Annotated in this window: 5 protein-coding genes and 1 pseudogene; 1 reads left to right on the top strand and 5 read right to left on the bottom strand. The window is 68.9% G+C overall.

Features of this window, described 5'->3' with window-relative positions; genetic code table 11:
• Positions 1 to 27: 27 nt before the first annotated feature.
• From HMPREF0591_RS12710 to HMPREF0591_RS12695, 4 genes are all read right to left on the bottom strand, one after another.
• Positions 28 to 771, bottom strand: coding sequence for a DUF427 domain-containing protein (locus tag HMPREF0591_RS12710; RefSeq protein ID WP_083802017.1), 744 nt, complete (start codon positions 769 to 771; stop codon positions 28 to 30).
• A 23-nt stretch (positions 772 to 794) separates the two neighbouring features.
• Entirely contained in the window at positions 795 to 1070 is a 276-nt protein-coding gene (locus tag HMPREF0591_RS12705) for a DUF6295 family protein (RefSeq protein WP_007168962.1), read from the bottom strand.
• Positions 1071 to 1080: 10 nt separating this feature from the next.
• Positions 1081 to 1836 carry a dienelactone hydrolase family protein gene (locus HMPREF0591_RS12700; protein ID WP_007168961.1) on the bottom strand — a complete coding sequence of 252 codons (756 nt, stop codon included), beginning with the start codon at positions 1834 to 1836 and terminating at the stop codon, positions 1081 to 1083.
• 107 nt (positions 1837 to 1943) lie between these two features.
• Entirely contained in the window at positions 1944 to 2726 is a 783-nt protein-coding gene (locus tag HMPREF0591_RS12695) for a hypothetical protein (protein ID WP_040622438.1), read from the bottom strand.
• A 226-nt stretch (positions 2727 to 2952) separates the two neighbouring features.
• Here HMPREF0591_RS12695 and HMPREF0591_RS12690 point away from each other — a divergent pair, with 226 nt between their 5' ends.
• Positions 2953 to 3966 carry a chemotaxis protein CheB gene (locus tag HMPREF0591_RS12690; RefSeq protein ID WP_007168959.1) on the top strand — a complete coding sequence of 338 codons (1014 nt, stop codon included), beginning with the start codon at positions 2953 to 2955 and terminating at the stop codon, positions 3964 to 3966.
• A 4-nt stretch (positions 3967 to 3970) separates the two neighbouring features.
• On the opposite strand, the pseudogene HMPREF0591_RS12685 reads toward HMPREF0591_RS12690, so the two are convergent.
• A pseudogene (locus tag HMPREF0591_RS12685) lies at positions 3971 to 4542 on the bottom strand (SAM-dependent methyltransferase); the annotation flags it as partial.

Below are 4542 nucleotides of genomic sequence, written 5' to 3'. Positions count from 1 at the left end.
AAGAGCGAAAGATCACACCCCGACCCGCTAGCTGAACTGGGTTTGCGGCCGGGGCAGGGCGGTGCCGTCGACGACGATGTCCAGCTTCTCGTTGTAAAACGCCACCAGCCCGGCGATCTGCCCGACGGCGGGCAACGGGTAGTGGTACGTCCAGGCCAGATCGGGCTGCAGCCCGCTGCCGGTCCGCACCGACCAGTATCCCGACGTCACCCCCTTGTACGGGCACAGCGTCTGCGTCGCGCTGGGTTCCAGCTGCTCGAAAGCGACATCAGTGGGATCGATGTAATACCTTGTCGGCAAACCGGTTTCGAACAGTAGGACTGGAGAACTGCTGTCCGCCAACGTTATTCCGTCAAGTTCGACGCGAATATGCCGGTGTGAGCGCAGCGCGTCGACCCGCGAATAGGGATTGCGCGGGTGGCCGTAGATCGGCTCGTCCTCCTCGAACCACCGCAACGCATTCCATTCGAATCGCACCGTCCCGGCCACCGGGCCGTCACCGTCGGCGTCGAACACCCGCGCGGCCGACGGGTGGGTCTCCCCGGCCGCCCGAAGTGAGTGCAGCCGCGACGGACCGAACTGCACCTGCTGCGGATGGTCTTCGTCGCGCAGGAACTCGGCGCGGACGTCGGCCAGCGGGATGTAGTACTGCGGGTAGTACGGGACCTCCCACACGTAGCGGGCGGCGGTGGTGTCGAAGACCAGCGCGTCGCCCAGATAGCCGCGTACCCGGCGCGGCGCGGGCTCGACTCTGCCGCGGGCGGCGGCCATTTGGGGGTAGTCGCGGTCGGCGGTCACGTCTGGTCCTTGGCGGCCAGGCCGGCCGGCGCGTGGGCGATCGCCTTCCGGATGGCGTCGGCCAGCGCCAGCGCGCTCTCCTCGGTGAGCTCCAGCGCCACCCGCGCGGACGGCCCGAGCTCGGGGTTGATCACGTCGATGTTGACCGTGTGGCCGTAGGGCGCGTGGACCGGGTGATCGACGTACACCGTCGCGCGGCTGGCGCCGAACCACCCCGTGGCGCCCTTGCCGCTGCCGTCGATCCCGACGTGTTCGGTGAGGTAAGTGCACATGTGGCGGTACCTAACCTTCCAGGTGGCTGGCGAAGAAGTCGTCGATGCGCCGCCAGCCGTCCACCGCCGCCTCGGGCCGGTAAGCGGGCCGGTCGACGGAGAAGAACGAGTGACCCGCGCCCTCGTAGGAATGGAACTCGTGGGGCTTGTCCAGCCGGTTCAGCTCCTCGTCCAGTGCGGCCACCGCCGCCGGCGCGGGGAATCGGTCGTCGAGCCCGAACAGGCCGAGCAGCGGGCAGCTCAGGTCCGGTGCCAGCTGCAGGATCGGCTTCATCACCTTGGGCAGGCCCTCCGGCGGATCCTCGACGATGAAGGCGCCGTAGCAGTCGACCGCGGCGTCGAACGGCAGCGAACACGCCGCCAGGTACGCGTGCCGCCCGCCCGAACAGTGCCCGATGACACCGACCTTTCCGTTGGCGCCGGGCAGGGAGCGCAGGTGCTCGACCGCGCCCGCGACATCCCCGACCAACCGCTCGTCGGGCACACCGCCCGCGGCCCGCGCCGCCGCCGCGGCATCGTCCGGCGACGCACCGGGAGCCTCGCGCGAATAGAGGTTCGGGGCCACCGTGTGGTAGCCGCTGACGGCCAGCCGCCGAACGAACTCCTTGGTTTCACGGTCGTAGCCGGGCATGTGATGGATCCACACGACGCCGCCGCGCGATCCGTCCGCGAGCGGCGAGGCGCGGTACGCCTCGATCTGATCGCCGCCGTGGCCGGTGATGGTGATGGTTTCCGCGCGGATGGCGTCGGGGCTGAACGCGTTCATCGCAACCTCTTGAGGGTCCGTGGATGGCCGCAACGGGACGCGGAGCGCATGCGGCTGGTCCGGGACCGCCCCGCCGGGAACCAACGTATCGGAACGGGCGCCCGCGCTCAGCGCCGCTTGTCGCGCACCTTGTAGGTGGATGGCCACGACTTGCGGGACTCGTCACCGGTCAGCGGGACACCCATGCCCCCGACCTTCACGTTGTAGGCCTCCTTGCCGGGGCCGACCTCGCGGTTCGCGTGTTCCTGGGCGAGGAAGTACAGCTCGTCGATGGTGGCCTCGTCGTAAGCGACGAACGAGGTTTCCCGCTCCATGTCGTCGATGCCGACCAGCATCCGCCCGCTCACCAATCGCGACGCCAGCGCCGCCAGGCCGAAGAGCGTGAACGGGATGAGCCAGTAACACAGGTAGGACAGCGCGGTCGTGGTGTCCAGGATCGTGGCGTCGCTGCGCACGATCGGCGGGATCGCCGACGACACCGTCATGGCGGCCGCCGTCGCGACCCAGACCCAGCTCAGGACGGCCACCATCCTGCCGAACAGCTCGGTCTTGACGACGTCGGCGGGTTGTTCCGCGGCGGCGAACGCGCGCACGAACGGCCTGCCGGTCAGCGCGCCGACCAGCGCCACCCCGAGGAACCCGGCCGCGCTCAGCGGGAGCACCCACCGCTGGGCGAACGACCCGCCGAGCGTGAACGTCAGCACGGCGAGCACCACAAATACTGCAGCCGAACCGATTTCGAGCGTTTGTTCCGGCTTGGCGGTGACGTTCGCGATCGCCAGCGCCGCGGCCGCCAGCGCCAGGCCGACCAGCACGGCGGCACCGAACGGGACGTTGCCGACGAGCACCCAATAAGCGATCCATGGCGCGAGACCAAACAGCATGCCCACGATGGGTCAGTGTATGAGTGGCGGTTCGGCGCGCCGTCGGCGGCAGGCCCAACATTTGGTCCGCCGGCCGCCGAGCGCTTTGCCCACGTTGCGGCGGCAAACCGCGCAGAGGGCTTATGGCCCTTGGCTGCGGCGCCCGCGTGCGCCAGTCTTATGGCCATACGTTTGCAGACGGCGGCGGGGTCTCCGAGCTGTCAGCCAGGACAGGGCAAGGCTGGGTCGAGCTATGGCGCGCACGGCAAAACCGGCCGAGGGCGTGGTGGCGATCGGCGCATCCGCCGGAGGCATCGAAGCGTTGAGCGAGCTGGCCGCGGCGATGCCGCCGGGCTTCCCGTACGCGGTGATGATCGTCATCCACATGAGCCGGGGAGCGCCTTCCCTGCTGGCGCAGATCATCAACCGAAGCGGCCCGTTGCCGGCGGTCGCGGCGATCGACGGCGCAGTCCTGGAAGCGGGGCGCATCTACGCCGCCGTGCCCGACCACCATCTGCTCGCCCGCGACCATCGGGTGGCGCTGTCGGATGGACCGTGGGAAAGCGGCCGCCGGCCGGGGATCGACGCGCTGTTCCGGTCCGTCGCGCTGGACTACGGCCCACGCGCGATCGGTGTCCTGATGTCGGGATTGCTTGACGACGGCGTGGCCGGACTGCGCGCCATCCACGCCAAGGGAGGAGTCACCGTGGTGCAGGAACCGACGGACGCGCTGTTTCCGGATCTGCCGAAGAATGCCCTGAAAGCCGACGTCGTCGATCACACGGCGACGGCGAAGGAGATCGGCGACCTGCTCGCACAGTTGGCCGATCGCGACATCGAAGAGCAGGTGGCGGACCCCGACGGGCGGCTCGAGCTGGAGAATCAGATCGCGCTGGACAGTCAATTCGCCGCGTCCGTAGGCGTGGAGGAGTTGGGGCCGCCGACCGGCTACACCTGCCCCAGCTGCAACGGCACGCTGATGTCCGTGGGCGACAACGCCTATCGCTGCCAAGTCGGTCACGCGTGGACGTCCCAGTCGCTGCTGGTCGCCTACGGCGACGAGCTGGAGGAGGCGATCTGGGCGGCGATCCGCAACCTGAAGGACACCGCCCGATTGTCTCGCACGCTCGCCGAAAACGCCGAGAGCGCAGCGGATTTGGAGGGTTACACCGTCGCCGCGAACCGGGCGGCGCACGCAATTTCCGCCCTGCGTCAGGGCCTGCTGACGGCCAAAGCCCACACGGCCGGCAGCGCCGAAGGGCCGTGATCCGCTAGCCGGACGGGTGCAACGCCATCGCCAGAAAGTCGAGACGCCACAGCGACTCGAACAACTTGCGCCCGAACTCCCTTATCAGGTCACCGTGTTGCGTGCCGACGAGCCCGTGCTGCGCCACCAGCTCGATGATGTCGCCGATCGTGCGTCGCCCGTCGACGTGCTGGACGAAGGGCAGCTGCGCCGGATTGAGCTTCAATTTGGTGCCCGGCAAGTGGATTTCGTCGCCGGACAGCAGGCAGGCCGTCCGCAGCAGCGGGACGTAGTCGAACGCCGCGGCCGTCGAGAAGTCGATCGCGTAGTGCGCCGTGGGCCGTTCCGGGCGGCAGGCGATGAAGAAGTGGGTGGCGTTCGCCGGCTGCAGGCGCTCCATCACCGACCAGAGTCGGGCTTCGGGCAGTTGGTTCAGCAGCGCCTGGAACTGGCTCGCAGGCGCGACGAAGTCGTGCGGGTAGTACGGCGTCTTGTGGAACCAGCCCTGGAACGCCAGGCCGGCGGAGCGGACCAGGTCCAGGCATTCCTCGACGGTGTAGCTGCGCTGGCGACTGTGCAGGAAGGTGTCGACGAGGG

The sequence above is a fragment of the Mycobacterium parascrofulaceum ATCC BAA-614 genome, assembly GCF_000164135.1.
In the GTDB taxonomy this organism is placed as follows: Bacteria; Actinomycetota; Actinomycetes; order Mycobacteriales; family Mycobacteriaceae; genus Mycobacterium; species Mycobacterium parascrofulaceum.
This window is presented reverse-complemented; position numbering and strand designations above follow the sequence as displayed.